Origin of the sequence: Gelidibacter pelagius (genome assembly GCF_017581925.1) — a bacterium.
In the GTDB taxonomy this organism is placed as follows: domain Bacteria; phylum Bacteroidota; class Bacteroidia; order Flavobacteriales; family Flavobacteriaceae; genus Gelidibacter; species Gelidibacter pelagius.
This window is the reverse complement of record NZ_JAGEVG010000006.1, coordinates 1-26,990: the sequence shown is the minus strand read 5'-3', so window position 1 is coordinate 26,990 and position 26,990 is coordinate 1. Positions and strand designations below refer to the sequence as shown.

Genomic DNA, 26,990 nt, shown 5'->3' with positions numbered 1-26,990 from the left:
AACAATGAAAATACACAATTTTAGCGCTGGACCTTCAATTTTACCTCAAGAGGTTCTTACAAAAGCTTCTGAGGCTGTTGTTGAATATAATGGTATAGGCCTTTCCCTATTGGAGATTTCTCATAGGAGCAAACACTTTGTAGATATTATGGAGAACGCCAGAGCTTTAGCTTTGGAATTGTTGGGTCTTGAAGGGAAAGGTTACAAAGCCTTGTTTTTGCAAGGTGGCGCTAGTATGCAATTTATCATGGTTGCCATGAATTTATTGGAAAAACGCGGAAGTTATTTAAATACTGGAACTTGGAGCGAAAATGCGATCAAAGAAGCTAAGATCTTTGGTGATATTCATGAAGTTGCCTCTTCCAAAGATGCTGGATTCAACTACATACCCAAAGGATTTACGGTATCGAAGGATGATTCTTATTTCCATTGCACCTCAAACAATACTATTTTTGGAACCCAAATAAAACAGTTTCCAAATTCGCCAATTCCGATGGTCTGTGATATGAGTAGTGATATTTTTTCACGTCAATTGGATTTCTCGAAATTTGATCTCATTTATGCTGGCGCACAAAAAAACATGGGCCCGGCTGGAACTACATTGGTGGTGGTCAAAGAAGATATTTTAGGTAAAGTATCGCGTAAAATCCCTTCCATCATGGACTATAAGGTTCAAATTGCCAAAAGCAGTATGTTCAATACACCTCCTGTTTTTGCAGTTTACACCTCTATGCTAACCTTGGAATGGCTAAAAAACTTAGGTGGTATAAAGGCCATTGAGAAGGTTAATGAAATGAAAGCGCGCGTTCTCTATTCTGAAGTAGACCTCAATCCTTTATTTAAGGGTTATGCGGTTAAGGAAGATCGCTCCTATATGAATGCTACTTTTAATTTGGTCAATGATGACTTGAAAGACACTTTTGAAACCATGTTGAAAGAAGCTGGCATTAGCGGCTTGAACGGACACAGAAGTGTTGGTGGCTATAGAGCTTCAATGTACAATGCCTTACCTCTAGATAGCGTTAAAGCGCTTGTGGAAGTTATGAGTGAATTAGAAACAAAAGCATAAAGACAGTCTTCAGTTGGCAGTCTGAGTAAATTAAATATTAATAAAAAGACTCCCATTTTGGTGGGAATAAAAAATAAATTTTCATGAAAGTATTAGCAAACGACGGAATTTCTCAAAGTGGAATTGACGCATTAAATGCAGAGGGATTTGAGGTGATCACGACTACAGTGGCCCAAGAACAATTGATTAATTACATCAATGATAAAGACATTGATGTCCTGTTGGTTAGAAGTGCTACTAAAGTTAGAAAAGAGCTTATTGACGCGTGTCCAAGTCTTAAAATCATAGGACGTGGTGGCGTAGGAATGGATAATATTGATGTAGACTATGCACGCAGCAAAAATCTACATGTTATCAATACTCCGGCGGCCTCATCGCAGTCTGTAGCAGAATTGGTTTTTGCGCATCTATTTGGTGGTGTCAGATTTTTATATGATGCCAACAGAAACATGCCATTAGATGGGGATTCAAAATTCAACGCTCTTAAAAAGAATTATGCCCAAGGCACAGAATTAAGAGGTAAAACTCTAGGAATTATTGGTTTTGGACGTATTGGACGTGAAGTTGCCAAAATTGCGCTTGGCGTAGGAATGAAAGTGATTGCAAGCGATAAGTTTGTTGGAAAAGCCACTATCAAAGTTGAATTTTACAACGGACAATTTATCAATGTTGAAATTGAGACCCAGCCAATGAAAGACATCCTTAAGCATTCGGATTTCATTACACTGCACGTTCCGGCACAAAATGAATACGTGATCGGAGACAAACAATTTTCACAAATGAAAGATGGTATTGGTATTGTCAATGCTGCTCGCGGGGGTGTCATTGATGAAGTTGCGCTTGTTAAGGCTATCGATAGTGGAAAAGTTGCTTTTGCAGGATTGGATACTTTTGAAAGTGAACCAACACCTGCAATTAAAGTGCTCATGAATGGAAAAATGTCGTTAACACCTCATATTGGTGCTGCTACGAACGAAGCCCAAGATAGAATTGGAACAGAATTGGCATCACAAATCGTCAGTATTTTAAAGACTGAAAAAGTATAAGTTATTAACATCCATGTATAAAAATGCTTGTCATACAGTGTATTGCAAGCATTTTTTGTATTTTGACGTCTCAAATTTAAAACCAATTAATTATGTCTGGAATTTTAGATCTTTTAAATAGTGATCTTGGAAAATCAATCGTGAGTGGGGTTGCTGGTCAAACCAATCAGCCACAAAATAAAACACATGATGTTTTAACTATGGCAATGCCTGTTTTAATGGCCGCTATGCAACGCAATGCTTCTTCTCCTGAAGGCGCACAAGGCTTGCTAAGTGCGTTAAATGGCAAACATGATGGAAGCATTTTAAATAACCTTAGCGGCTTGTTTGGCGGAGGTGTTGATGATAACGTCATGACTGATGGAAGTAAAATTTTAGGTCACGTACTCGGCAATAAGCAAAGCAATGTAGAGAAGGCAATTGGTGCTAAGTCTGGAATGGACGCTGCATCTGTTGCACAAATCTTAAAAGTTGCTGCTCCAATTTTAATGGGAATGCTCGGTAACCAAGCTAAACAACAAAATGTCGATAGCCCAGGTGGGCTTGAAGGAATGTTGGGCGGATTGTTAAAAGGTAATTCTCCTCAAAACGAAAGAAGTTTTCTCGAATCTATTCTTGACGCCAACAATGATGGGAGCATCATTGATGACGTTGCAGGAATGGTTTTGGGAGGCAACAAAAAGAAAGGCGGACTTGGAGGAGTTATTGGAGGTTTGTTTGGAGGAAAAAATTAAACTGTAGTATATCATATAATCATTTTAAAAAAATCGTGTTCTTAAGAACGCGATTTTTTTGTTAAAGCCATTTAAATTATGAATTGTTGGGCATGATTTTTGTAACTTTTAGAGCAAAAGAAATGTTATGAAAACAATTGCCACACTTCTGATAATAGGACTATTCATGGTCTCTTGCAATAGTTCTAAACCATCCAATAGGATGGCTTCAAACGTTAACAATAAAGAACAAGACACAATCAGGATTGCAAATGACTCCTTGGAATATGAAATACTTATCATTGAACCGGGATTCAACTCTTGGCTTGCTTCTACCGCGAAACCAGAGGGTTTCTATTCACAAGAGTACATGGAGTCCCGGAATAGACAATATGTTTCAGAATGGAACCAACGTGTATTACAACCACTACGTTATAATAGCAACTTATACGAGCTTCAAATTGACTATCAGCCCCATATAGATTATGGTTATGAGGTCAATTACAAATTGTACAATTACTTCATTTACTTTCAGTTAACCTACAAACAGAGATTAGGGTCTTTTGTCCCTCGGATTTAAAGGAATTTGAAGTATCTTTGCATCGCAAAAAAGTATAATGGAAGATTTCAAGAAAAATTGGCAAATACAACATAACTGGCAGCTACTTTTTCCAGTTCTGGGCATTCTTATTTTAGGGTATTGTTCCTACAGATTAGCAGATGTAATTGTCGGAAACATTAATTTGTTTTTGGTATTGATAGCCTCTGTCGTTATATTCTCTCTACTTTTAAGAGTGACCTTGTTCTTATTTAAAAAACTCGAAAAAAAATGGATTTTGGAGTACCGTTGGGAAATGATTCGAGTGTTTATAGTTTTTTCAATTACCGGTTCATCATCAGTTTTCATTGGAAAGCCGATTATGGCGCTCATCGGGATCACAAAAGATAATTTAAATACCACTGTTTACTGGATTTTATACATTACCGTGGGACTTATATTTTACCAGTTTATGCTCGTTTTTTTTGGATGGCTGTTTGGTCAGTTCAAATTCTTCTGGGAGTTTGAAAAGAAAATGTTGGGTAGGATCGGGTTCAAGAAATTCTTAAATCAATGAGCTTTTTAAGACAACATATCTTATTTAAAGCTTTGACACTGATTTTAGTGTTGACCTTTCTGTTGCCTTCGGTCGTAAAGGTCATGCATGTTTTTGAAAACCATAAGCATGAGGTGTGTTATGGTGAATCTGATGCGCATTTCCATACCTTAGATATTGATTGTGAATTTTATAAGTTTAAACTCAATATCCCATTTACTATACCTGAGAACGTTACTGCTTTAATTGTCTATCCTGAAATCACTGTTTTCAACACCAAAGAATATAGCTTTCTTAGTGAATACCAAAGACTTCATTTTACACGTCGAGGCCCGCCAAGATTAATTTAATCTAATTTTTTCTGAAATCAATTCAGACTGTATTCGCATTAAATTAATCTACACATACCTATGAAACATATATTCAATATATTGCTCTTATTGGCAATACCATCTATTTACGCCCAAAACTCTTTACAGGGCAACGTGATAGACAAAAATACTTCAGAACCTCTAATTTTCGCAAACATCTATATACCACAGCTCGAAAAAGGCGCCACAACCGATTTCAATGGAAATTTCACACTCTCAAATATTCCGAATGGTACCTTTCCCATTGTAGTTTCGATAATGGGTTATGAGACACTTTCACGAACCGTTACCTTTCCTTCGACAGAGGTTTTAAATCTAGCCATGATACCATCTGCAATTGAAATGGCGGAAATCATCATATCCACACCTTTTCATAAATTACAAAGTGAAAATGTAATGATGGTAGAACGTAAAACTATTGCCAATTTAAAATCAAAAGGTGCGGTCACTTTAGCCGACGGCATCACTACAATTGCTGGTGTAGAAAGCATTACTACAGGTGTCAGTATAGGCAAACCTGTCATAAGAGGGCTGAGCTCCAATCGCGTACTGGTGTACACACAAGGCGTAAGATTGGAAAACCAACAATTTGGTGACGAACATGGTCTCGGATTAAATGATGCTGGAATTGAAAGCGTAGAAGTCATAAAAGGCCCCGCTTCCCTACTCTATGGAAGTGATGCGCTTGGTGGTGTCCTCTATTTGAACCCTGAACGATTCGCACAGGTCAATACCGATAAAGCGGATGCCAGCTACAACTATTTTAGCAGCACTAAAGGTTTTAATACGGATGCAGGTTACAAAGCTTCCGGGGACAATTTGAAGTTTTTGTTCAGAGGAAGTCTTGCAGAACACGCCGATTACAATACTGCGGACTACAGAGTGACCAACAGCCGATTCAGGGAGCAGGATTTTAAAGCGGGCTTAGGGTATCAAAAATCCGGGTTTAAAACCGAACTCCGCTATAATATCAACAATTCAAAACTCGGAATCCCTGGAGAGCTTGGAGAACAAACTACAAATAGAACGCCTTTATTGCCTTTCCAAGAAGTTACCAATCATGTGCTGAGTTCTAAATCGACTGTATTTCTCAAAAATTCAAGTGTGGACATCAGCTTGGGCTTGCTCTATAACGACAGAAAAGAATTTGAGGACCACCATCATGACAATGGTGACCATAGTGATGAAGATCATGAAGATGAAAATTTGGAGGCAGCACTCCACATGAAATTGAAGACTTTGAATTATGATGTGAAATACAACTTGCCGACCCTCGGGAAATTTGAAACCATTGTAGGCGTTCAGGGCATGAGCCAAAGTAATAACAATTATGGGGAAGAGCAATTGATTCCAGATGCCACAACCAACGATTTTGGTGTACTAGCCACATCACATATCCATTTTGAAAATTCTGATTTTCAAATTGGTGTCCGTTTTGATCACCGGACAATTGATGTAGTTTCCGGATTAAATAAAGATTTCTCGAGCTTTAACGGTGCACTTGGTTACAAAACAAAGTTTTTCAAAAAAATCACTTCACGGATTAATTTTGCCTCAGGATATCGCGCTCCAAATTTAGCTGAACTCACATCTGATGGAACTCATGAAGGCACCAACCGATATGAGATCGGAAATGAGCATCTAAAAAACGAACAAAATTTTCAGGCAGATTTAGCTTTGGAATACAAAAGCGAGCATATTGAAGTTTTTGCCAATGCTTTCTATAATAAGGTGAACAATTATATTTTTATCTCGCCAAACGGAGAATTTATTGAGAACACTCCTGTTTACAATTACTTACAGACAGATGCCAATTTGTATGGTGGTGAAATTGGTCTACATCTCCATCCACATCCTTTAGATTGGCTTCATCTTGAAAGTAGTTTTGAAACGGTCACCGGAAAGCAAAAGAATGATAATTACTTGCCACTTATTCCGGCCAACTCCCTATCCAATACGCTTAGAGTGGAATTCGATACGAAGTCTGTCCGAAAACTATATGGCTTTGTCAGATTGAATACGTATTTCAAACAAAATAATGTCAGTGGTTTTGAAACGTCTTCAGATGGCTATAACCTTTTAGGCGCAGGTTTTGGAGGCACTGTGAATCTCTTCGAAAATAATCTGGATATCAGAGTTTCAGGAAGCAACCTGACCGACAAAACCTATATCAATCATTTATCGCGATTAAAATCAGACGGGATCTATAATATAGGACGAAATATCAATGTAGGGTTAACTTATACTTTGTGAAACCAAGAAGCTTGAGGTATCAAATCCCAATGGTGGAAATTAAAAATCCCTTTCAGATGCTGAAAGGGATTTTTTTTATCTTACTTCTATAACTTTAGGTTTTTTGCTGAACACATAGGTGTAAAGCCACATGATAGTGAAAGAAGGAATAATGTCAAATCCTGGTAATATCTCCTCAATAAATGAAAATATACCAGCAACTTTACCTTTTCTACCCGCATACATTTTTGTCATAAGGATTCCGGAAATGGGCGCCCAAATGATGTCAATAAAAGTAATCATTCCGATGACATCCAAGAGGATGCCCAGAACGAGTTTTTTGTTTTTGCTGAGAGTGTCTAATGTCATTGTATAAATATTAATTCAAATTATTTATTACAAGAAATATACCAAAAAACAATCAAGAGAATTTATTACTGATCAGTTTTAAAAATTCATTGCGCGTTTCAATCTTTTCAAATTGGCCTCTGAATCCCGAAGTTGTGGTCACAGAGTTTTGTTTTTGTACGCCACGCATCATCATGCACATGTGAGAGGCTTCAATAACCACGGCAACACCCTGAGGCTGAAGCGTGTCATTAATACAGTCCAAAATTTGTTCTGTCAAACGTTCCTGAACTTGTAATCGTCTTGCAAATACATCAACAATTCTGGGCAATTTACTCAACCCAACAATCTGTCCATTTGGAATATACGCAATATGCGCTTTCCCGAAAAATGGAAGAATATGATGTTCACAAAGCGAATACACTTCTATATCCTTAACAATCACCATTTCGTTATAAGACTCTTGGAACATGGCACTTTTCAAAATCTCAGCAGCGTCTTGACTATAGCCTTGGGTCAAAAACTGCATGGCCTTTGAAGCACGTTCCGGGGTTTTTAAAAGGCCTTCTCTATTGACATCTTCGCCAAGATCTTCAATAATTCGCTTGTATCTTTCTTTAACATCTTCTGTAACCTTGAGGTTATATTCTTCAAAATGCTGGTACGCCATCGTTTCTAATTTATGTAATGTTAAAAGTAAAGGTTTTAAGTGAAATTTAAAATCTTTAAAACCATAAACCAACACTTCTTATATAGATATTGGCTTCATAACTTTAAATAACAATTCACAACCAAGTTTTCAAGGCCATCAACCCGACAACTTAGAGTTTCCTGTCTAAATTGCTTTTCAGAATAATACCTATCATAATTGTGCAAAAGCAAACAATATGCTAACTTGCTTGCAATTATTAATGTATGATAAAAGCAACCAATATCCATAAATATTACGATGATCTACACGTCCTTAAAGGTGTAGACCTCAATATTCAAAAAGGAGAGATTGTATCGATTGTGGGCGCTTCAGGTGCCGGAAAAACCACTTTGCTACATATTTTAGGCACCTTGGATAGAGCCTCATCCAAAGATCACAGCACATTGCACATCAACGATGTCGATATTATTAGCTTAACCGATAAGCATCTCGCCAAGTTTAGAAATGAACATATTGGTTTCATCTTCCAATTTCATCAATTACTACCAGAGTTCACGGCATTGGAAAATGTATGCCTGCCCGCCTTTATAAAGAACACATCTAAAAACGAGGCTGAAAAGCGAGCCAAAGAGTTATTGGATTTTTTAGGATTGACCCACAGATACCATCATAAACCTGGTGAATTGTCGGGTGGTGAACAGCAACGTGTAGCGGTAGCAAGAGCATTGATCAACAATCCTGAACTAATTTTTGCCGATGAACCTTCCGGGAATTTAGACAGTGAGAGCGCAGAGAATCTGCATAACCTCTTTTTCAAATTACGCGATGAATTTGGCCAAACCTTCGTCATAGTGACCCATAACGAAGAGTTGGCAAATATGGCTGATCGAAAATTGGTTATGGTCGATGGTAAAATCGTATAATTGATTTACTTTATATCAGGAATAACATCCACAATACTATCGATTAGTTTACTAATTGCACCACCAATGTTGTGACCACTCTTATATAGAGGTACATGTCCCAAAACATTGTCGAAATTAGTTATTGAATTGCTTACAACATTTAATGTTGAGTCTACGATGTCATTAGTATCTTCCATTGTTTGATGTTTTACGGTCGTTTTGAAATTGTTTTAAATCATTTATTGCGTCCTTGCCAAGTTTGGTTCCAATGCCAATGACAAACAGTGCTATTGCAGATTTCAAACCAAATTTTATAATAGATTTCATTTGCTTGTAATTTTAGTGATAGCCTAATTTAACTAATTAAAATGATTCCTAAAAAAGAAATCTGTTTTGCGTTTAAAATTAATCGGATTGCGTTAAATTGAGACGTGGTCACAGAATCAATTTCAGAAGATGTGGCAAGGTAATTGCTCTTTAATCAACAATACAAATCAAGTCATAATATATTATACATACCATTGAAAAAACAAGATCTGAAAGAGTTTTTAGACGCCAAAGTAGCAGAGTATAACCATCCGCGTTTTATAGAAAGTGATCCCATTCAAATTCCCCACCAATTCTCAAAAAAAGAAGATATTGAAATTGCAGGATTTTTGACTGCTACTATTTCCTGGGGAAACCGAAAAAGCATCATCACAAACGCCAATAAAATGATGGCGCTTTTAGACCAATCCCCTTTCGATTTTGTGAAAAATCATGAGCCTTCCGACTTGGAAAGATTAAGACCTTTTGTACACCGGACTTTCAACGAAGACGACTTTATTCAGTTTATTAAAAGTTTAAACCATATTTATACAAATCATGGCGGATTAGAACCTGTCTTTGCCAATCATATAGAAGATTTTTCAACTCAAAACGCCATTCACCAATTTAAAAAATATTTCTTTGAAATTGAGCATTTGCCAAGAACCCAAAAACATGTGAGTGATCCTTTAAAAAACTCAGCAGCCAAACGCATCAATATGTATTTAAGATGGATGGTCAGAAACGACAATAACGGTGTCGACTTCGGAATATGGAAAAGCCTCTCTCCTGCCCAACTTTCATGTCCGCTAGACGTGCATTCAGGAAATGTTGCGCGATCTTTGGGCTTATTAAAAAGAAAACAAAATGACGCAAAAGCTTTGGACGAATTGGACACTGCATTGAGAGCTTTGGACAATCAGGATCCTGTAAAATACGATTTCGCACTTTTTGGTCTAGGTGTGTTTGAAGGATTCTCAAAAACATAGATACTTACTTATTTTTATTTACCAACAAAACTAAAACACATAACATGAAAAGTCCCAAATTACCAAGCAACGAACTCCTACGTTTAGATGTTTTATCAGAGTACCAATTACTTGATACGCTACCGGAAGAAGAGTATGACAATATAACAAGCCTTGTGGCTACAATTTGTGACGCTCCAGTGTCATTAATTACAATGCTCGACAAGGACCGTAATTTTTTTAAATCGCATCACGGGATTCCGTTTCAAGAATCTCCAAGAGACATTTCTTTTTGTGGACATGCTATTTTAGGAGACGGCCCTATTTTTATTATCAAAGATGCCCGTTTGGATGAACGTTTTACTGATAATCCTCTTATCGAAGGGGCCAACGCTATTTTTTATGCTGGTGTACCGTTGATAAATCCTGAAGGTTATGCATTGGGTACATTATGCATTTTTGACCATAAACCCAGGGGTTTAAATGCCTCACAACAACATGCACTCATCACATTAGGAAAACAAGTTGTGAATTCATTGGAGTTAAGACGGCAAAATTTAAAATTGGAAGCTGCCAAAAATGAACTGACCCTGCACAATGCCCAATTAAAGAAATTTGCAAGTCACGTATCCCACGACTTGAAATCACCTTTGGCCAATATTATTTCTTTGACACAGCTTCTAAAAGAAGATCTGCTTGGAAAACATTCTGATTCATCATCAGAGTACCTTGATTATATTGAAGATTCCGCTTTGATCCTTAAAGATTATATTGATGGCATTTTATTGCATTATAAAGCAGATGAACTTCTCAATACAAAAAAGGATGACATCAAACTCTCTGTACTATCTGAAAACATTAGTCATTTATTGCTATCAAAAAATGATAGGCTTACTTATTCTGGTGAAGATGTTATTAAGAACATCAATAAATCTGCTTTGACACAGATCCTTATCAATTTGGTGGACAATGCTCTCAAATATAATGATGCAGAAAAACGTCTGATAAATATTTCTTATGTAAAAGAGCCTAAATACCACAAATTCTCAGTCTCAGATAATGGAATTGGCATTGAAAAGGACAAACAGGATGTAATTTTTAAATTGTTTACCATTATCCCTCACAAAAACATCAAACGGAGCACTGGTATCGGATTAAGTACTATTAAAAATCTCGTCAATAAATTGGGCGGCGAAATTAATGTCACTTCAGAGATTGGCGTAGGCAGTGTTTTCACCTTTACGATAGCTAAATAATACTAAAGAACAAAAAGTAAATTTATTCCCACCAGTGGGTTTTTATATCTCTCGGCTTGCCTCAATCTAAGAGGCTATTTCTTATTCATCCCTTCGTAGGCCTGTCCGCACGTATTAATCGGATGGGCACTGTGGTTCTTGATTAGTGCATCATATTATTGTTTCTCGATTATCGCAAATTTCATTCGGATAGACATTGATCTCAAAAGAACGTAGTACATTTTCTTTCCAACGTATCCCGAGCGCAAGGTTTGTCCTATTTTAACATATTTTCAAAATAGCTTCCAATAATTCCTTTTATCTTTAAGGTTTTAAAATTCTAACTTTATGAAAAACTACTTCTTCCTAATTGCCACATTTTCTGTAAGCTTACTTTTTTCTCAAGTCCAAAAAGTTCCTTTAGACACGATGGTGGTTACCAATCACTCCATTGTTATTAACGGTCAAAACCTTTCGTACCAAGCAACAGCAGGTACACAACCTGTTTGGAACGCTAAAGGTGAACCCATTGCCACGTTATTTTATACCTATTACAAAAAGAGTAATAGTGAAAAAGAAAAACGACCGATAGTCTTTTCTTTTAACGGTGGACCAGGCTCCGCATCTGCTTGGATGCACATTGCCTACACTGGTCCTGTGATATTGAATATTGATGACGAGGGTTATCCTGTTCAGCCTTATGGCGTGAAAGCCAATCCACATTCTATTTTAGATGTAGCGGACATAGTTTTTATCGATCCTGTAAATACCGGATATTCCAGAATGGTAGAAGATAAAGACGGAAAGTTGCCAGATCGAAAGACTTTTTTCGGGATCAATGCCGATATTAAATACTTAGCCGAATGGATGAATACCTTTGTTTCCAGAAAAAACCGATGGGAATCTCCTAAGTATTTAATTGGAGAAAGCTACGGTGGCCCGAGAGTTATGGGATTATCTAAAGAGTTACAAAATAATCAATGGATGTATTTAAACGGTGTTATTTTAGTATCACCAGCTGATTATAAAATATATTCAACAGATCAGCCCATTTATTCTGCTCTAAATCTACCATATTTTACTGCGACAGCATGGTATCAAAAGGCACTTTCTCCTGAGCTTCAACAGAAAGATTTGTTGGAAATATTACCAGAGGTTGAAGCTTACACCATTGACAATGTGATGCCAGCCATCGCAAAGGGAGGTTTTATTTCAGATGCAGAAAGAAACCAAGTTGCCGAAAAAATGAGTCTCTATTCTGGATTAAGTAAATCTTCAATTATTGATCACAATTTGAATGTTCCGACAAATTTTTTCTGGAAAGAACTTATACGTGACAAAGGTTACACCATCGGAAGATTGGATTCGAGGTATTTAGGAATCGACAAAATGAATGCAGGGAATTCTCCTGATTATAATGCGGAATTAACCTCATGGCTCCACTCCTTTACCCCTGCTATCAATTATTACATTCGTGAAGAGCTTAAGTTTAAAACCGATATCAAATATAATATGTTTGGTAATGTACACCCTTGGGATCGACAATATGACAGCACAAGAGATGGTTTACGTCAGGCCATGGCTCAAAACCCTTACTTAAAAGTTTTGGTCCAATCTGGTTACTACGATGGTGCAACAACTTACTTTGCTGCTAAATATACCGTCGGGCAAATGGATCCGAGTGGCAGAATGAAAGATCGCGTGTCTTTTAAAGGCTACAGAAGTGGGCACATGATGTATTTAAGAAAAGAAGATTTAAAGAAAGCGACCGAAGATATAAGACAATTTATTATAAATTCAACTCCTAAACAAGGTGAAGCGGCAAAATATTAATGGAATAAAACCAAAGAATAAAGTGCTAAAAACTCAAAGGAAAGTAGTTATTTGAATTTGAAAAGGTCGTTCTTCTAATTTCTCGCTTTTCTATGATTCCTTGCAAACTGATAGTGGTCATATTCGAGAAACTGTCCAAGATTTTTCTCAATAAGAGAAGCTGAAAATTTTCTTTGATCAATGGATTGTCCTGCTGCCTGAATGGCTCTAAATTCAACCTTATTTAACACTAAAAACAAATACAATACTAATATATTTTAAATTTTATCAAGTACTTTATTCGTAGTACCATAAATTGTCAATTATAATTTATAATTTTAAGAAACTTAAAAACCGTAACTATGTCTCCATTATCTGATGATATTATAGAAAAAAAATTATTGCACTTTCCTGATTGGGAATATTATGACAATGCCCTTCATGCGGAGTTTGAATTCGACAATTTTAAGGATTGTTTCAGTGCCATGAGCAGAATCGCCTTTGAGTGTGAAGCACAAAACCATCATCCAGACTGGAAGAATGTCTATAATATATTGACCATTTCATTATCCACACATAGCGCCAAAGGAGTCACAGAGAAAGATTTCAAATTGGCAGAAGCTATTGAGGCAATAGTCGAAGTTCAGGAATAGTCAGAAATTTCCTTTTAAATTATGTTGAAAAAGCTGGCCTTTATTATATTCAGTTGCATAGTTTCTTTGTCCTATGCGCAAAATAATACGGATTTTTGCAAACAAATGGATGCCTTGAACCAACGAGTACAGCAGCATCATTTTCGTCCGAAGCCACTGAATGACAGTCTTTCTAAATCGGTATTTTATTCGTTTTTAGAACGATTGGATGAAAACAAACGTTTTTTTCAACAATCTGACCTATTGTTATTTCAATCCGATGAATTTCAAATTGATGACGCCATTGCTTCGGGTGATTGTAGCTTTATAGAAAAATATAGCACAATACTAAAGCAGCGTATTGAAGCTTCCAAAAGCTATGTGGCCTCCTTAAAAAATGAAACTTTTGACTATTCAGGAAGGGATACCCTTTATTTTAGTGCAGAGGCGAAGTCAGGATATTTTAAGGATGATTTTTCATTCAAAAAATACTGGAACAAACGCATCCGCTATTCTATTCTTGATCATTTGGTAGAACAGGATAGTGCATTTTCATATTTGGAAGAAAATTTCAAATCCTTGGAAGCTGAGGCCAAACCAAAAATAATCCAAAATCAACTCTGCCTTTTAGATGAACTGCTCCATAAGAATGGTGAGATGGATATTTTTGTAAAAGAATCCTTTTTGAACGCTTTTGCCAATTATCAAGATCCAAATTCGTTTTTTTATAACGATTCAGATAAATCCCAATTTGAAGATTCGGTGTCCAACCACCAATTGACCTTTGGTATTGATACTGCAAAAAATAAAAATGGTGATATCGTCATTGCCTATATTGCTCCCGGAAGCGCTGCTTTTTTAAACGGTAATTTTGAAGAGAATGATGTGATCAAATCTCTTACCTCTCCGATCCAGACATTAGAGACCTTTTGTGTATCAAATGAAGACATTTCGGCATTTACTTCCAATGAAAAAAACGAAACCATCATTTTTAAGATCAAAAAACAAAATGGTTCCATCCAGGATATCCAACTCACAAAAACTGAGCTCAAGGTTGAACAAAATTCGTGTACTGCATTCATAATTAAACAAAAATATAATTTTGCATATTTAAACATCCCGAGCTTTTACACTGATTTTGATTCACCTCTTGGCAACGGATTAGCTCATGATGTTGCGAATCAACTTCAAATACTCAGTAAGGAGAATGTTAAAGGACTAGTTATAGATTTAAGATTCAATGGCGGAGGCTCTATGAAAGAAGCCGCAGAGCTTTCAGGGTTATTTATAAACAAAGGACCTCTAGCAATTCTTAAATACGGCAACGGGGATACATTTACGATAACGGACCACTTTAAAGGGACTCTTTTCAATAAACCGATCGTTATTCTCATTGACAATTTTAGTGCCTCAGCTTCTGAGTTTTTCGCCGCTGCAATGCAAGATTATAACCGCGCCATTATCGTTGGGTCGCCAAGTCATGGCAAGGCTTCGGCGCAAGTTATTTTACCTTTGAGCGAGACTGACGATTTAGGTTTTTGTAAACTTACAATTGAAAAGTTTTATCGCGTTACAGGAAAAAGCCATCAATCGGTGGGAATTGTGCCTGATATTATTTTGCCATCCTTATATGACGTCTTTAAAACCAATGAAGTACACAGTCCATTTGCGCTTTCCAATGATGCGATATCCCCTAACTTAAGGCATATTTCGTATAAGAAATTGCCCATGACCGAAATTCAATCAAGGAGCAAGATCCGTGTAGAGAACAATGAGAGCTTTAAGGCCATTAAAAGTATAAATTCAACGATGTTAAATAACTATATTGACAGAGATTTAAGCTATGCTTTAACCCTAAACAACATCTATGACGATGTCAAGAATTATAATGACCTATGGACTAATTTTTATCAAGCAATTGATTTGACAACAAAAAACATCATCGTAAAAAACACAGCGGCAACCAGAAGTAAATTAAGTGATGCTGATATAAAACTAAATAAAATTCTCATTGAGGACATTTCTACAGATATTTACATTCACGAAGCACTGGCAATTTTATCGGACGTAAGAAACATAAAACTTCATTGAACAAGACGATTAATTAAGTGTACACATAGAGATTGATGAATGATTTTTTTTTAAATTTGCCCAAAACTTGGGTAATGGGGAATAGTGGGTAGTTGGTATAGGGCAAGGACCAATGTCATCGACAAACTGCGGACTGTGGACTGTGGACTGAACACTTAAAATTTTAAACTTTAAACTTAGAACTTAACATGGGAAGAGCTTTTGAATTTCGTAAAGCACGTAAGATGAAACGCTGGTCAGCAATGAGCAAGGCCTTTACACGTATTGGCAAGGACATTGTAATGGCAGTCAAAGAAGGTGGACCTGACCCTGATACCAACGCACGTTTAAGAGCCGTTATACAGAACGCCAAGGCCGTAAATATGCCTAAAGACAATGTGGAACGCGCTATCAAAAGAGCATCCGATAAGAGCTTAGGAGATTTTAAGGAAGTTCTTTTTGAAGGTTACGCGCCACACGGAATTGCTATTTTGGTGGAAACAGCCACGGACAATAATACCAGAACGGTTGCCAATGTCCGCAGCTATTTCAATAAATGTGATGGAAGTTTGAGTACTTCAGGTTCTGTAGTTTTTATGTTTGACCATACTTGTAATTTCAGAATTGCCGCAGAAGGTTTAGATGTAGAAGAATTGGAATTGGAATTCATTGATTTTGGTGCAGAAGAAGTTTTTTTGGACGACGATGGAATTTTAATCTACGCCCCTTTTGAAAGTTTTGGAGCTATTCAATCTGAATTGGAAAATAGGAATATTGAAATTCTTTCCTCTGGCTTTGAACGCATTCCGCAAATCACCAAAAAACTGACCGCTGAAGAAGCCGAAGATGTCGAGAAACTTTTAGAAAAACTAGAGGAAGATGATGATGTACAGAACGTATATCATACCATGGAGGAATAACACCGTAAAACGCTGCGCACCACAAGTAATACGCTTATTTACAGAAGCCTCTGATTGTTTATATTCATTTATAATTGTTTATATTTGTTTATATTTCGAACTAATATCGAACTAATGAATTTCAACTATTACTTATCGCCTTACCTAAAGAAAAATGAGACACAACTGATTAGGCTCAAAATAGAGACCTCTCAACAGGATGTGCAATACATTGATTCGGGAGTTTCTGTCAAAAAAGCACAATGGGATGACAAAAGGAAAAAGGTTAAAAGACATCCGCTTGAAGAAAAACTAAACTCAAAGTTGGTGTCATTAATTATCTCAGTACAGCAATTATACTACAACAATGAGGGAATTTCCGCCAAGCGACTACTCTTTCTATACAAAAACAACAAAAAGTATGACTCTAGTTCCTTCTTGGATTTCTATCAACAAATCGTGGATGAAGCCAGGCTAAAAGGAAAAATCCGAACAGCTAATACCCAAGTTAAATATATTAAGAAGTTACGGGAATTTACAACCCATATTTCATTTTCAGATCTTTCTATTCAATTTGCAAAAGATTACGAAAAATGGATGCTTGAAAGAGGAAACAAAGTAAACACCGTGGCCTCGAACATGAAAGCTATTTTTGCCGTTTTAAATAAAGCTGTAAAAATTGGGATCATAAGCCAAAATCCTATCAAAGGCTTCCAAATCATTACAGAAAACACACAAAAAGACTCCTTAACATTTGAAGAAATTTCAAAACTTTCAGACTTAGAAATCCCCCCAAGATTTAAAGGAATGATAAAGGCTCGAGATATGTTTTTATTTTCATTCTACACTGCGGGCATGAGGTTTTCAGATATTTGTAGATTAAAGTGGGAAAATATTACTGAGAATGAAATAATTTATACAATGCACAAATCTAGAGCAAGAGCTGGTTCTAAAAGAAACCTGCCTCTTGTCCCAAAAGCAATCTCTATTGTAGAAAGATACAAGGGAAGAGATCCTTTATTTGTCTTCCCTCCTCTCTATGGTATGGATAAAGAAAGCCTAGAAGATATTGAACATCAATTATATATTGCCAACAATGCCGCAAACAGGTCTTTGCGAATTGTTTGTGAAAAAGCAGGTATAAAAAAATGGGTAAATATGCACATGGCAAAACATTCATTTGCTGACTTCGCGGTAAAAAATAATACAGGATTATTAATGATATCTAAGCTTTTGGGGCATACCAAGCTGTCTACTACGCAACATTACCTGAAAGATTTTTATCATAAGGAAGAAACTGATGAGATGAATCGGCTTTTCAGTTAAATTGAAAGAATAAAATTGAAACATCCTTTTTTTAAATTATAGTATGGCTTTTTCAAACTACTATTCATTCAAAGTGATATAGTAACCATTATTTACCACAATAGATATTTTACCGTTGCGAAGTTTCTGATTCACCGTCTCAATATCTTCATAAGCGTAAAAGTACTTCTTCCCCACTTTGAAAAAGTTGACCAATCCTAGTTCTCTTAAGGACTGCATAATTTGTCCATTGAAAGATAGTCCCAAGTTTTCACAGAAAACTTTACCGGTCAAATTTAGTGGTTGTATTTTTACTTGATTAATCATTTGATTTATAAACTATTTTTATAGATTTCTCTTTTTTGTTATCAGGTCATCTATATCCTTCAATTCTAACTTAAAAGGAATCGTTCTTTTTCATGAAAAACAATCTATTACGGTTTAACTATTGAATTAAATATGCCGGCTGCATTCGCTACTTATTGATATTCCTATTCCTTAAATCCGTTGAAGAAAAGAAACAACATGACATCCAAAATTTAGTTTCTATTTGTTGAAAAAAGAATGAAAACTTTTTTTTTAAGATTTTTCAAATGATAATTTAGAAGTATCTTCAGAAAATGACCCTTTTTGTTACAAACTTCAGAATTGCGAATAAATAAACTTAGGTCTAAATCGTTTATTCAACGAATTGACCAAAGTATTGGTCACTTACGTCTCTCAATCAATATTTCTCCAGTTTTAAAATCCATCCAAGCAAAATTATATACGATATGATAGCGTTTATTTTGTGCGTTTTCATAAAATCCGTTGCCGTAATTAAACTTGAAGTTTTTCTTTTCCAATACACTTTTTAGCAATTTAATCTGGATTCCATTTTTGCCCATGATTTCTAACAATATAGAACGATCTCTATTCAAAATACTATCCGTGTGGTTACTTCGGTTCGATTTGTGCCAGTAATTTCGGTTTCATAGTGCCAGTCACTTTGGTTCAAACTGTGCTATTTTTGGCTGTTTGGTAAAGGTCTATAGCGGTTCGATTTGTGCCACATTTCGATTTGGCTCACTGTACCGACTTTGAAAGATCAAGTATTAATTACCTTATCGCTTAACAGCATGCGATATTGCCAACATGCTTAATCCAATGGACTTAAAAAAAATCATTTCTTCACATATTAATGGGTTAAGCAAGCGTAAAATAGGTGCTACTCCAGGAATATCCCGCAACACGATAAACAATTTTATTCGACTGTTCATGGCATTATCGCTGCTCGATTTTTGTGCTTGCAGTTTTTTTTTTAAATCAACCTTATAACAAAAAAAAGTCAATCTTGGTGAATTCAATCTTTATATAAGTTTATTATCACTACACAAGAAAGGCATACACAGCTGTAAATTTGATAGATGCAAAATAAAATCATTATATTTAAGATAAGAACTGTATTGAATTAATACATTCTTCCTTTTAAAATCTCTAACTAAACTTTTCTAAGATTTCCAAAGGTTGAGGCTAATACGGAAATTTTTCAATTGCGGAATACTAGAAATAATAATAACAATAAGCAAAATATAATAACCTGAAGTGCAATTAAATTAATGTTTGGAACCTCAATACATTGGAGCACATTTTTTTATCTACTACTAGATACAATACTCCTATTGCTCACTCTCTACTTATCTAGAAAGAACAGGCAAACTAGTCATAAAAGATATATCTATCTTGGTTTCCTATTTGTTGCTTATAATATAACTGGAGGGTTTCTACCGACCGAAAACTATCAAGGGCCACTTATTATTCAATACATCATAACCTATAGCGTTGCAATTATTTTATGCATGTATATCATATATTATTTTTTCGAAACGTATAATCTGGTTGTTCTAAAATATAATTTATCTGTCAAAAACCTCACACTACTCACATGTATCCTTTTCATAGTTTTATTTTTAATACCTTATTACTATAATGGATCAATTTCTGCTTCCATGTATCTTTTTATGATGCCTATGTCAATCGTAGCCATTGCAGTTCTATTTATTTTTTATCATAGCATACCAAATGCCAAGAATACCAGTAATTTCATGCTGAGAAGAAATAAACTCTCAATAATTAGTATCACCTGCATGACTCTTCTTCCTATATGTGTAATGATTGGTAATTACCAATGGGTAAAATTTACTATAATGAACATTGTGTTTTATTCTATTACAGCAATTGAAATTGATAAGTACTTATATTTTTTAGATACTAATACGCAAATGCATGAAGTTCTTATTTTAAATATAAAACATAGAAAAAAATCGATTGATCACAAAATTTTATATAGTGACTTAACGCGAAGAGAATTGGAGATTGCGCTTTCGATTTTAAATAATTTGAGCTATAAAAACATTGGTAGAGATTTATATATTGCAGAAAACACGGTGTCGAAACATGCTTCTAATATATTTAAAAAGACAGGAACGAAAAATAAATCGGATTTTTTGAATCGCTTCCTCTGAATAAATATTCCTAAAAAATCAACTCGTATTTATCCTCCTATTATCGAATAAAACCCATTTCCGTAGAAAAACACGGATTTTACGTAAAAATATACGGCACACTTCTTTTTGAGATTCACATAGTTAAACTATCTTACTGTCAAAGTTTAAGTGTTTTTATTTTGATGTAAAAAACCCTTTTTGCAAATCAATGAAATGACCTTATTTAATCCCCACAGATATAGCAATTAAAAAACTTCTTGCTATGAAACTTAAATCACAATCCGAAAAATTATTAATTGACTTAAAGGAAATTAGAACCAAAAATAAAGACACTTTACAAAGGTCATTGTGTTCAATAAAAGTGTGTAACAATTTATTGAATTCCTTTAAAAGAGAGATTTTAAACAAAAAATTTAGCTCTGTTAACGAGGAAGTATTGTTTTTCAAAGAAATTAAACATATTCCGCTTACAAAACTGATCTACTTCTCAGAAATTCATTCCTTTGAAATTCAACTCCCTAAAAGCGATAAAGAACAACAACTAAAATATCTTAAAAAGAAAATCAACAAGCTCAACCGATTCTTTCGTAACAACCTTGACTTCTGCAGTTATGTAGATTCTGGAGCAACTCATTTTGACAAAGAATTTTACACTAGAGATTCTCTTGAAAAATTTAATTTCACAATATGTAAAAGACATTTTCAAGATCCAGATTTTTGTACTCCTAAAGACATGCTTTTAGGTGAATATAGAGCTTATTATGCCTTGACTGTGTATTTGGATAAGAGAAGACTAAGCATGAAAACACGCTTGAATAAACATCAAAAGGTTGTTAAGAAAAAATTAGAATGGCCCTTTAATAACACTGACTATGTCGAAATGCTTTACGCCCTTTGCGCCAGCGGGCTGGGTAAAAAGAACAATCTTAGTATTATGAAGGTATCCGAGCATTTTCAAAAGATTTTTGATTTCAACCCAAAAGATATATACAAAACCTATCAAGACATTAAACTACGAAAAAATAGCAAAACCCTATTTCTTGACGAACTCACTGCGCGCTTGGTATCAGATATGATTAAAAGTGAAGATTAGCTATAATACATCGTTTTTAATGATCAAAAAGACCGTAGAACGGTTAACTTCGGTCATCTCTTTTTTATTAAAACTTCCCTTCTATCCCTATTCTTTTGTGATGGTAAACACCAAAAAAATAGCAAAATCCTGTTTTTTGATGATCGCACTGCACTCTTGCTATCAGAAATGAGTAAAAGTGAAGACTAGCTATAATACATCATTTTTAATGATCAAAAAGACCGTAGTACGGTTTACCTACGGTCATCTCCTTTTCTATTAAAGTTTCTCTTTTATCTCTATTTTTTTGTGATATAAACTAACCAAGTATACGTTAAAAAGGCTCAAAACACTTCAAATTTCAAGATGTTAAATTTTGACCGTACTACGGTCATGATGGGGATAGAAGTCCGAAAATAATATTCAAATTTGTAAAACAAAAGTTAAATCAAGTTAGGGGTTATAAAAAATGATTCACTACAATACGATAGCCCTTTTCTACAAAATCATGCTATTATGCCGAAAAACATTATTACTACCGACGATCTTAGAGAATTAAAAATGGAATTGCTAGATGAAATTAAAGAGCTTCTAATCAGACAATCTCAGTGTAAATTAAATAAACATCTAAAATCTACAGAAATAATGGACTTACTTAAAATAAGTCGAAAGACTCTTCAAAATCTTCGCACCAATGGCACATTACCTTATACCAAAGTTGGCGATACTTTTTTTTATGATTTTGAAGATATCCATAAGATTATGAACGCTAATCGTGTACACTAAAATTTATAAAGAACTATGAATTATATAACACATCTTAATGCCGTATTTCAAAAGTTTAATGAAGATCAGAGATTAAACACAACGCATATAAGCCTATATATGGCTTTGTTTTATTATTGGAACATAAATCGATTTCCTTACGAGTTCTATATAAACAAACAAGAAATTATGCAACTCTCAAAAATAGGCTCAAACCCAACTTATCATAGATGTCTAAACCAAATGACAAATTGGAAATATTTTAAATACCTCCCCTCCCATCACCCTCATAAAGGAAGCAAAATTAAGATGCTCATTTTTGACACAACTAAGGAACAAGTTGCAAACAAGTTGAAAACAAGTGGAGAACAAGTAGTAACCTCTAATACAAACAATAACAAACAAATAGAAAAAAGTAGTAAACTTGAGCTGCCTATAAATGAAAATGAAGTTTTAATTTTTTTTAAAGAAAACGGATGGCCTAATATCGAGGCAAAGAAATTCTTCAACCACTACAAATCAATTGGATGGAAACTCGGTGGCAAAATTGAAATTATAGATTGGCATTCCAAAGCAGAAAATTGGATTCTAAAGGGCGAAGAAATTAAAGCTTCGATTCAAAAGACTGATAATCCAAAAAATAGAGATTATCTCAAAACTTCCAAAAATAAAGATTATGGCCGACCCCTCTAAAATTATAGAAAATGAAATAGAATATTCCATTGGAAATTTCACTGGATTTGAAATGATTTATGATTTCGACAAAATCCTAATCTATCTGGATGTCAAAGGAAAATCACTATTTGGCGTGGATTTTAAAATTCACAAAGGCGATGAAGAAGTCATCTTAAAACTTTGTAATTACATCGTTAAAGACGTTAAAAGTTGTCAGAAACACGATATCGATACAGAAAAGAACATTTTACTTTCTGGACCAGTTGGTTGTGGTAAAACTTCCATATTTAAATTAATTCAATGTATTGTTCCGCGACAAAGAGCTATTGAAATAATTCCATGTAGAAATATTGTTTTTGGTTTTAATCATCTTGGCTACAAAATAATTGAAGATTATGAGAATGGAGGTAATATTTGTTTCGATGACCTGGGAATTGAGCCCTATGGCTCACACTACGGTAGGGATTGTAATGTAATGGGTGAAATACTCATTTCAAGATATGAACTATTTCTAAAATCATCATTTAAAACCCATGCAACAACAAATTTAGACAGCAAGGAATTAGAAGAAAGATACGGGAATAGAGTGATCAGTAGAATGCGAGAAATGTTCAATTTGGTTTCATTCAACTCAGAAACCTTAGATAAACGAAAATAATTAATCATGAAAATAGCATCATTTAATATTCAGAACTTATTCCACAGGGATAGCGTTTTTATTGACGGTAGAAATAACCCTGGCCGAATTGAATGGATTAAAGAGTTTGACAATCTATTATTGAATACCAATGAAAGCCACTCCTCAATGGACAGGCTAAGAGAACTTTCTCATCTTCTTAGATTAGACAAAACAGACCAAAGTCCTTACTTTACCATAAGACGACAGGAAGGCGAATTATACATTAAAGGAATGGATAATCAAAATGAAATTAAGGCAGAGGAGTTAACAAATTGGAATGGATGGATAAAAATTCACACGTTACCAATTAGCTCTAGTGCAAGAGCGCACAAGGCGCAGGTCATTAAAGATATTGATCCTGATATTTTAATTCTTCAGGAAATTGAGGATAGGATGTCTTTAGAAGAATTTAATAACTTGATCTTGCCCAAAGTGGGCTACAAACCTTTTGATCAATGCATCCTAATTCCAGGTTCTGAAGGCAAAGGTCGCGAACAAGCTTTATTACTCAAAAATGGATGTGTACTTGATTCGGTAAAACTTCATATAATTGAAGCTTCTGAAGTCCCAAGTCATGAGCTAATTGAATATATAATTATTACAAAAGAAAGAGCATTAATACATATCCTATCCGCATACTTTTATCAAAACGAACTAAACATAGAAAAAGCTTCAGAAGTTAGAAGACAGCAAGCCTTAGGTGTTTCAAGGATTTATAAGGAGTTACAGTTCAATAGTCAAAACAATGTAATTATTGCAGGAACGCTCAACGCTCCCTCCTATTGTTATTCGTTAGCTCCCTTACTTCAGAATAGCGACTTAAAGGACATTACTAAACATATATCATTCGAAGTGGATTATGATGACGGAATAGACGCAAGCTATCATAGAATGGGAGCCTATAGAAAAGGTGTCAACATCAAACAAAAAGATTTTATGCTATTATCTCCTGCCCTATTTCAAACTTTAATCGATTCTGGATTAAACAGAAAGGCTATGTGGCCATTTGAAAGACCTCAATGGGCAAACTATAAATCTATAAAGACAAAAAAAGACGCAGCTAGTGAACATCCGGCTCTTTGGTGTAGTTTAAAATAAACAGTTCTCAATCACTATAAACTGACTTTTTGTAAATTAAAAATTGTGTTTTAAGTTGCGTTGCAGCCCATTCCCCTTCATTCCGTACCTCCATTACGGTAAATGCGCTTCACTAAAAATCTTGGACACAACCCCAAAATTTTGAATCTACATTCCGTTTTACCCGCTGAAAAACGCGGTAACCTCATTCCGAAACCCAAATTTCAGGTTTAAGTCCGCCTCCCGATTGGACTTTAATTTGGCATTGGTTCAGCATAAATCTATTTCAGTATTTATACATCTTACCAAAACTGAAAATTGAAATAGATCAGGCAACAAAATCAGTCTATCTACATCCCGCTGCAGCCCATTCCCCTTCATTCCGTGCCTCCATTTCGGTAAATGCGCTTCACTAAAAATCTTGGACACAACCCCAAAATTTGGAATCTACATTCCGTTTTACCCGCTGAAAGACGCGGAAACTCCATTCCGAATACCAAATTTTAGGTTTAAGTCCGCCTCGCATTTGAACTTAAATTTGGCATTGGTTCAGCTTGCTATGATTTCATATTTCACAAGAAATTTAGTTCCACTTCACTATTTATACACCTTATTAAAAGTGAAAATTTAAATAAGTCAAGAAACAAAATCAGGCTATTTACATTCCGTTGCAGCCCATTCCCCTTCATTCCGTGCCTACATTCCGGTAAATGCGCTTCACTAAAAATCTTGGACACAACCCCGAAATTTGGAATCTACATTCCGTTTTACTCGCTGAAAAACGCGAGAACTCCATTCCGAAACCCAAATTCCAGGTTTAAGTCCGCCTCTCATTTGAACTTTAATTTGGCATTGGTTCAGCTTGCTATGATTTCATATTTCCCAAGAAATTTAGTTCCACTTCCTAATCCATCACTGTCCATACCTTTTTTTGAAAGCAAAATACCAACATTTGGAACTTGACCGGACTGCATAAACCAGGCTCGTACCTCGCTCCTTTTTATAAGTCCTCAACAATTCCAAATATTGAGAATGTATCAGCAACAAAAAAAGGTAACAGCGACGGCTCTATGGGAAGTAAATCTAAAACGAATCTTATGAAATCTTACGAAATCATTAAAAAGCAAGCAGCACCAAGGTTAAAAAAACAAAAAAGAGAAAACGCTCTAGATATAATAAGTAAATCAAACTTAAAGCCTTTCTGAATGGTTCAGACAGGTCAATATTAATCTTTAAATTTTATAATTATGAGTACTCTAAAAAACAAAGTACAGTTAATTGGTAATGTAGGAAACGAGCCAGAAATCACAACCCTTGAAAGTGGCAAAAAGGTCGCAAAATTCTCAATTGCCACAAATGAATCTTACAAAGATTCTAAGGGAGAGAAAGTGCAGAGTACCGAATGGCACACTATTATTGCCTGGGGTAAAATTGCTGAAATAGTGGAAAACTATGTAGGCAAAGGAAAGGAAGTTGCTTTGGAAGGCAAATTAACGTCACGTTCTTATGAAACCAAAGACGGAGAGAAAAGATATATTACCGAAGTTGTAGTAGATGAAATCTTGCTTTTGGGAATCAAAGGCGACGAAAAAGCTGATAGGTAGGCAAAATTAAAGAGGGCGTCACTGTGGAAAGATGCGCCCTCTTTTTCATTATTAATCTCTTAAATAAAATTACAATGAATGATAAAGTTAACGAAATAAAAGAGGGATTGCAACATTTTCATGGTTCTGAAATGTTTTTTCAAATCCCATTAATACGAACTCGATTTACCAATGGTATTAAATATTTGGCTGATGTTGCCGATTGTTTTTGGTTGGTAACAGATTCTTCAGTAATTGCAAAAAATCTGATGAACAAAAGTTATTTTATAACCATCGATTTTAAACGTCTTACAAAGGATGAACAAGAGGAATTTGGATGCGAGGCATTCATCACTTATGGCGACGGAAATGATAATATATTGGAGAAGCATAGATATAATGTGACGGATTTTCCTTTGGATGAATTGCGCCTATTTTTTGTTGATAATACATTAATGCTTCCAAGTGAATATTAAATCTGTAAACTATGGTATATCTGAATTTTACCGATTTAAGCGAGGAAGCACAAGAGCGTTTGCTCTATGATTCTAAAGAGGACGTAAAACATAAATACGGCAAGAACATTATCAAATATGCATCGCGTCACAATGTGAATTTGGATCAGATGCTAGACGAAGAAGCACTACGGAATTTATATTCCTATAAATATATATTTAACATATAAAAAGATTATAATTTTTTTAATGAGACCTTCAATTTTTGAGGGTCTTTTTTTGGTATTATAATTACGTAATTCTCAATATTTTTAATTATTCATTAGTAATAATTCTAAACTCCCAATCAACAAATCTTAAAAAGACTCATTGGTATTTAAGTTTTTAAATAAGCCATTACATTCAGGTGTAATGGTATTTTTTTTGTCCAGCGAGCTGGACGAAAAGATTTCCATGTTAAAAGCAAATGAAAAATGAAAAAATTAAGCCAAATTTTTCACATATGGTTCCTGTCGTTTAATGACAGCACAGATCCTATGGA

30 protein-coding genes are annotated in these 26,990 nt (G+C 35.0%); 24 read left to right on the top strand and 6 right to left on the bottom strand.

Annotation, left to right across the window (positions count from 1 at the left end; all coding sequences use genetic code 11):
• Positions 1-4: 4 nt before the first annotated feature.
• The 7 genes from serC to J4051_RS06350 all read left to right on the top strand — a co-directional run bounded on the left by serC (position 5) and on the right by J4051_RS06350 (position 6,546).
• Positions 5-1,069: a 3-phosphoserine/phosphohydroxythreonine transaminase gene (serC, locus tag J4051_RS06380; RefSeq protein WP_208233035.1), complete on the top strand. Its 1,065-nt coding sequence runs from the start codon at positions 5-7 to the stop codon at positions 1,067-1,069.
• Positions 1,070-1,152: 83 nt separating this feature from the next.
• On the top strand, positions 1,153-2,115 hold the full coding sequence (locus tag J4051_RS06375; protein ID WP_208233034.1) for a D-2-hydroxyacid dehydrogenase: 963 nt from the start codon (positions 1,153-1,155) through the stop codon (positions 2,113-2,115).
• A 92-nt stretch (positions 2,116-2,207) separates the two neighbouring features.
• Entirely contained in the window at positions 2,208-2,849 is a 642-nt protein-coding gene (locus tag J4051_RS06370; protein WP_208233033.1) for a DUF937 domain-containing protein, read from the top strand.
• A gap of 127 nt (positions 2,850-2,976) precedes the next feature.
• Positions 2,977-3,408 carry a DUF6146 family protein gene (locus J4051_RS06365; RefSeq protein ID WP_208233032.1) on the top strand — a complete coding sequence of 144 codons (432 nt, stop codon included), beginning with the start codon at positions 2,977-2,979 and terminating at the stop codon, positions 3,406-3,408.
• 37 nt (positions 3,409-3,445) lie between these two features.
• On the top strand, positions 3,446-3,943 hold the full coding sequence (locus J4051_RS06360; protein ID WP_208233031.1) for a DUF6787 family protein: 498 nt from the start codon (positions 3,446-3,448) through the stop codon (positions 3,941-3,943).
• Positions 3,940-4,272 carry a hypothetical protein gene (locus tag J4051_RS06355; protein ID WP_236027280.1) on the top strand — a complete coding sequence of 111 codons (333 nt, stop codon included), beginning with the start codon at positions 3,940-3,942 and terminating at the stop codon, positions 4,270-4,272. Before J4051_RS06360 ends, J4051_RS06355 begins: the two co-directional genes overlap by 4 nt.
• A 60-nt stretch (positions 4,273-4,332) precedes the next feature.
• The gene (locus J4051_RS06350) at positions 4,333-6,546 is read left to right on the top strand and encodes a TonB-dependent receptor (RefSeq protein WP_208233030.1); all 2,214 of its coding nucleotides are present in this window, start codon (positions 4,333-4,335) and stop codon (positions 6,544-6,546) included.
• Between the two features lie 75 nt (positions 6,547-6,621).
• Here the strand turns inward: J4051_RS06350 and J4051_RS06345 are convergent, their stop codons facing one another.
• Both J4051_RS06345 and folE read right to left on the bottom strand, forming a co-directional pair.
• The gene (locus tag J4051_RS06345; RefSeq protein ID WP_208233029.1) at positions 6,622-6,894 is read right to left on the bottom strand and encodes a hypothetical protein; all 273 of its coding nucleotides are present in this window, start codon (positions 6,892-6,894) and stop codon (positions 6,622-6,624) included.
• Between the two features lie 52 nt (positions 6,895-6,946).
• Entirely contained in the window at positions 6,947-7,543 is a 597-nt protein-coding gene (gene folE, locus J4051_RS06340; RefSeq protein ID WP_208233028.1) for a GTP cyclohydrolase I FolE, read from the bottom strand.
• A gap of 245 nt (positions 7,544-7,788) precedes the next feature.
• On the opposite strand from folE, the gene J4051_RS06335 reads away from it, so the two are divergent.
• Positions 7,789-8,448 carry an ABC transporter ATP-binding protein gene (locus J4051_RS06335; RefSeq protein WP_208233027.1) on the top strand — a complete coding sequence of 220 codons (660 nt, stop codon included), beginning with the start codon at positions 7,789-7,791 and terminating at the stop codon, positions 8,446-8,448.
• Between the two features lie 5 nt (positions 8,449-8,453).
• On the opposite strand, the gene J4051_RS06330 is transcribed toward J4051_RS06335, so the two are convergent.
• Both J4051_RS06330 and J4051_RS06325 read right to left on the bottom strand, forming a co-directional pair.
• Entirely contained in the window at positions 8,454-8,627 is a 174-nt protein-coding gene (locus J4051_RS06330) for a hypothetical protein (protein ID WP_208233026.1), read from the bottom strand.
• Complete coding sequence (locus J4051_RS06325) at positions 8,614-8,757, bottom strand: hypothetical protein (protein ID WP_208233025.1); 144 nt, start codon at positions 8,755-8,757, stop codon at positions 8,614-8,616. The genes J4051_RS06330 and J4051_RS06325 overlap by 14 nt, the downstream gene beginning before the upstream one ends.
• Positions 8,758-8,951: 194 nt before the next feature.
• Here J4051_RS06325 and J4051_RS06320 point away from each other — a divergent pair, with 194 nt between their 5' ends.
• The 7 genes from J4051_RS06320 (at position 8,952) to J4051_RS06290 (ending at position 17,678) form a co-directional block, all read left to right on the top strand.
• A complete protein-coding gene (locus J4051_RS06320) occupies positions 8,952-9,725 on the top strand; it encodes a TIGR02757 family protein (RefSeq protein ID WP_208233024.1) in 774 nt (257 codons plus the stop codon).
• A 44-nt stretch (positions 9,726-9,769) separates the two neighbouring features.
• The gene (locus J4051_RS06315) at positions 9,770-10,960 is read left to right on the top strand and encodes a sensor histidine kinase (RefSeq protein ID WP_208233023.1); all 1,191 of its coding nucleotides are present in this window, start codon (positions 9,770-9,772) and stop codon (positions 10,958-10,960) included.
• Positions 10,961-11,287: 327 nt separating this feature from the next.
• On the top strand, positions 11,288-12,772 hold the full coding sequence (locus tag J4051_RS06310; RefSeq protein WP_208233022.1) for a S10 family peptidase: 1,485 nt from the start codon (positions 11,288-11,290) through the stop codon (positions 12,770-12,772).
• A 341-nt stretch (positions 12,773-13,113) separates the two neighbouring features.
• Positions 13,114-13,404 carry a 4a-hydroxytetrahydrobiopterin dehydratase gene (locus J4051_RS06305; RefSeq protein WP_163514932.1) on the top strand — a complete coding sequence of 97 codons (291 nt, stop codon included), beginning with the start codon at positions 13,114-13,116 and terminating at the stop codon, positions 13,402-13,404.
• Between the two features lie 21 nt (positions 13,405-13,425).
• Positions 13,426-15,474 carry a S41 family peptidase gene (locus J4051_RS06300; RefSeq protein ID WP_208233021.1) on the top strand — a complete coding sequence of 683 codons (2,049 nt, stop codon included), beginning with the start codon at positions 13,426-13,428 and terminating at the stop codon, positions 15,472-15,474.
• 188 nt (positions 15,475-15,662) lie between these two features.
• Positions 15,663-16,373, top strand: a complete 711-nt coding sequence (locus tag J4051_RS06295) for a YebC/PmpR family DNA-binding transcriptional regulator (RefSeq protein WP_208233020.1) — start codon at positions 15,663-15,665, stop codon at positions 16,371-16,373.
• Positions 16,374-16,487: 114 nt separating this feature from the next.
• A complete protein-coding gene (locus tag J4051_RS06290) occupies positions 16,488-17,678 on the top strand; it encodes a tyrosine-type recombinase/integrase (RefSeq protein ID WP_208233019.1) in 1,191 nt (396 codons plus the stop codon).
• Between the two features lie 60 nt (positions 17,679-17,738).
• Here J4051_RS06290 and J4051_RS06285 read toward each other — a convergent pair whose 3' ends face one another.
• Entirely contained in the window at positions 17,739-17,984 is a 246-nt protein-coding gene (locus J4051_RS06285; protein WP_208233018.1) for a hypothetical protein, read from the bottom strand.
• 380 nt (positions 17,985-18,364) lie between these two features.
• Positions 18,365-18,544: a hypothetical protein gene (locus tag J4051_RS06280; RefSeq protein WP_208233017.1), complete on the bottom strand. Its 180-nt coding sequence runs from the start codon at positions 18,542-18,544 to the stop codon at positions 18,365-18,367.
• A gap of 1,299 nt (positions 18,545-19,843) precedes the next feature.
• Between J4051_RS06280 and J4051_RS18965 the strand changes: the two genes are divergently transcribed.
• The 9 genes from J4051_RS18965 to J4051_RS06235 all read left to right on the top strand — a co-directional run bounded on the left by J4051_RS18965 (position 19,844) and on the right by J4051_RS06235 (position 26,679).
• On the top strand, positions 19,844-20,161 hold the full coding sequence (locus tag J4051_RS18965) for a helix-turn-helix transcriptional regulator (protein ID WP_236027274.1): 318 nt from the start codon (positions 19,844-19,846) through the stop codon (positions 20,159-20,161).
• 244 nt (positions 20,162-20,405) lie between these two features.
• On the top strand, positions 20,406-21,236 hold the full coding sequence (locus J4051_RS06270) for an RteC domain-containing protein (RefSeq protein ID WP_208233015.1): 831 nt from the start codon (positions 20,406-20,408) through the stop codon (positions 21,234-21,236).
• A gap of 495 nt (positions 21,237-21,731) precedes the next feature.
• Positions 21,732-22,001: a helix-turn-helix domain-containing protein gene (locus J4051_RS06265; RefSeq protein WP_208233014.1), complete on the top strand. Its 270-nt coding sequence runs from the start codon at positions 21,732-21,734 to the stop codon at positions 21,999-22,001.
• Positions 22,002-22,169: 168 nt separating this feature from the next.
• Positions 22,170-22,673 carry a hypothetical protein gene (locus tag J4051_RS06260; RefSeq protein ID WP_236027272.1) on the top strand — a complete coding sequence of 168 codons (504 nt, stop codon included), beginning with the start codon at positions 22,170-22,172 and terminating at the stop codon, positions 22,671-22,673.
• Entirely contained in the window at positions 22,657-23,313 is a 657-nt protein-coding gene (locus tag J4051_RS06255; protein ID WP_208233012.1) for a P-loop NTPase family protein, read from the top strand. The genes J4051_RS06260 and J4051_RS06255 overlap by 17 nt, the downstream gene beginning before the upstream one ends.
• A gap of 6 nt (positions 23,314-23,319) precedes the next feature.
• Positions 23,320-24,432, top strand: coding sequence for an exonuclease/endonuclease/phosphatase family protein (locus J4051_RS06250; protein WP_208233011.1), 1,113 nt, complete (start codon positions 23,320-23,322; stop codon positions 24,430-24,432).
• A gap of 1,226 nt (positions 24,433-25,658) precedes the next feature.
• The gene (locus J4051_RS06245; RefSeq protein ID WP_208233010.1) at positions 25,659-26,015 is read left to right on the top strand and encodes a single-stranded DNA-binding protein; all 357 of its coding nucleotides are present in this window, start codon (positions 25,659-25,661) and stop codon (positions 26,013-26,015) included.
• Between the two features lie 74 nt (positions 26,016-26,089).
• Positions 26,090-26,470 (top strand): DUF6876 family protein, encoded by a 381-nt coding sequence (locus tag J4051_RS06240; protein WP_208233009.1) that lies wholly within the window; start codon positions 26,090-26,092, stop codon positions 26,468-26,470.
• An 11-nt stretch (positions 26,471-26,481) separates the two neighbouring features.
• Positions 26,482-26,679 (top strand): hypothetical protein, encoded by a 198-nt coding sequence (locus J4051_RS06235; protein ID WP_208233008.1) that lies wholly within the window; start codon positions 26,482-26,484, stop codon positions 26,677-26,679.
• Positions 26,680-26,990: the final 311 nt, after the last annotated feature.

Coding starts and splice junctions, on each gene's coding strand:
- J4051_RS06350 (WP_208233030.1), top strand. CDS start 4,333: ATGAAACATATATTCAATATATTGCTCTTATTGGCAATACCATCTATT.
- J4051_RS06345 (WP_208233029.1), bottom strand. CDS start 6,894: ATGACATTAGACACTCTCAGCAAAAACAAAAAACTCGTTCTGGGCATC.
- J4051_RS06270 (WP_208233015.1), top strand. CDS start 20,406: ATGAAACTTAAATCACAATCCGAAAAATTATTAATTGACTTAAAGGAA.
- J4051_RS06235 (WP_208233008.1), top strand. CDS start 26,482: ATGGTATATCTGAATTTTACCGATTTAAGCGAGGAAGCACAAGAGCGT.
- J4051_RS06265 (WP_208233014.1), top strand. CDS start 21,732: ATGCCGAAAAACATTATTACTACCGACGATCTTAGAGAATTAAAAATG.
- J4051_RS06290 (WP_208233019.1), top strand. CDS start 16,488: ATGAATTTCAACTATTACTTATCGCCTTACCTAAAGAAAAATGAGACA.
- J4051_RS06370 (WP_208233033.1), top strand. CDS start 2,208: ATGTCTGGAATTTTAGATCTTTTAAATAGTGATCTTGGAAAATCAATC.
- J4051_RS06330 (WP_208233026.1), bottom strand. CDS start 8,627: ATGGAAGATACTAATGACATCGTAGACTCAACATTAAATGTTGTAAGC.
- J4051_RS06240 (WP_208233009.1), top strand. CDS start 26,090: ATGAATGATAAAGTTAACGAAATAAAAGAGGGATTGCAACATTTTCAT.
- J4051_RS06360 (WP_208233031.1), top strand. CDS start 3,446: ATGGAAGATTTCAAGAAAAATTGGCAAATACAACATAACTGGCAGCTA.
- J4051_RS06315 (WP_208233023.1), top strand. CDS start 9,770: ATGAAAAGTCCCAAATTACCAAGCAACGAACTCCTACGTTTAGATGTT.
- serC (WP_208233035.1), top strand. CDS start 5: ATGAAAATACACAATTTTAGCGCTGGACCTTCAATTTTACCTCAAGAG.
- J4051_RS06355 (WP_236027280.1), top strand. CDS start 3,940: ATGAGCTTTTTAAGACAACATATCTTATTTAAAGCTTTGACACTGATT.
- folE (WP_208233028.1), bottom strand. CDS start 7,543: ATGGCGTACCAGCATTTTGAAGAATATAACCTCAAGGTTACAGAAGAT.
- J4051_RS06300 (WP_208233021.1), top strand. CDS start 13,426: ATGTTGAAAAAGCTGGCCTTTATTATATTCAGTTGCATAGTTTCTTTG.
- J4051_RS06305 (WP_163514932.1), top strand. CDS start 13,114: ATGTCTCCATTATCTGATGATATTATAGAAAAAAAATTATTGCACTTT.
- J4051_RS18965 (WP_236027274.1), top strand. CDS start 19,844: ATGAACATTGTGTTTTATTCTATTACAGCAATTGAAATTGATAAGTAC.
- J4051_RS06255 (WP_208233012.1), top strand. CDS start 22,657: ATGGCCGACCCCTCTAAAATTATAGAAAATGAAATAGAATATTCCATT.
- J4051_RS06310 (WP_208233022.1), top strand. CDS start 11,288: ATGAAAAACTACTTCTTCCTAATTGCCACATTTTCTGTAAGCTTACTT.
- J4051_RS06245 (WP_208233010.1), top strand. CDS start 25,659: ATGAGTACTCTAAAAAACAAAGTACAGTTAATTGGTAATGTAGGAAAC.
- J4051_RS06335 (WP_208233027.1), top strand. CDS start 7,789: ATGATAAAAGCAACCAATATCCATAAATATTACGATGATCTACACGTC.
- J4051_RS06260 (WP_236027272.1), top strand. CDS start 22,170: ATGCAACTCTCAAAAATAGGCTCAAACCCAACTTATCATAGATGTCTA.
- J4051_RS06365 (WP_208233032.1), top strand. CDS start 2,977: ATGAAAACAATTGCCACACTTCTGATAATAGGACTATTCATGGTCTCT.
- J4051_RS06250 (WP_208233011.1), top strand. CDS start 23,320: ATGAAAATAGCATCATTTAATATTCAGAACTTATTCCACAGGGATAGC.
- J4051_RS06285 (WP_208233018.1), bottom strand. CDS start 17,984: ATGATTAATCAAGTAAAAATACAACCACTAAATTTGACCGGTAAAGTT.
- J4051_RS06325 (WP_208233025.1), bottom strand. CDS start 8,757: ATGAAATCTATTATAAAATTTGGTTTGAAATCTGCAATAGCACTGTTT.
- J4051_RS06280 (WP_208233017.1), bottom strand. CDS start 18,544: ATGGGCAAAAATGGAATCCAGATTAAATTGCTAAAAAGTGTATTGGAA.
- J4051_RS06295 (WP_208233020.1), top strand. CDS start 15,663: ATGGGAAGAGCTTTTGAATTTCGTAAAGCACGTAAGATGAAACGCTGG.
- J4051_RS06375 (WP_208233034.1), top strand. CDS start 1,153: ATGAAAGTATTAGCAAACGACGGAATTTCTCAAAGTGGAATTGACGCA.